The sequence below is a fragment of the Paenibacillus sp. 2TAB26 genome (assembly GCF_052115145.1).
Taxonomy (GTDB): Bacteria; Bacillota; Bacilli; order Paenibacillales; family Paenibacillaceae; genus Pristimantibacillus.
This window is the reverse complement of the sequence record NZ_JBFRGC010000155.1, coordinates 1-364: the sequence shown is the minus strand read 5'-3', so window position 1 is coordinate 364 and position 364 is coordinate 1. Positions and strand designations below refer to the sequence as shown.

Annotated in this window: 1 protein-coding gene; it reads right to left on the bottom strand. The window is 61.5% G+C overall.

The window, feature by feature from the left end:
- A partial coding sequence (locus AB4Z50_RS36290) for a hypothetical protein (protein ID WP_441887365.1) occupies positions 1 to 364 on the bottom strand: 364 nt, incomplete at both ends.

The following is a 364-nucleotide window of genomic DNA, read 5'->3' as shown; positions in this document are numbered from 1 at the left end:
CGTCGGGGGTTTCCGCCGCGCGTTCCGCCCCGGGCACATAGGTCACGATGAAGTTCTTGTTGCCCTTCATGAGCGCCAGGTTTTCGCCCGATGCCGCCATGCGCAGTTCGTCCACCCGGGCGTCGGCACCATGGACGGTGTTGTTCGAGCCGAGTCCGGTGTAGATCTGGCCCAGGTGCGGCTTTTTCTTGCGAAGGTCGTCGAAGCGTTTCGCCGCATCGGGCGAATTGTTGAACAGGATAATTTCCCACCAGGGCTCGGGATGCGCCTTCTTGAACTGGCTGATGGCCTTGGCGACCGCACCCTCCAGCTTGCCGCTGTATTCGGCCTCCAGCCGCGTCTTCTCATCCTTTTTGCGCTGCTT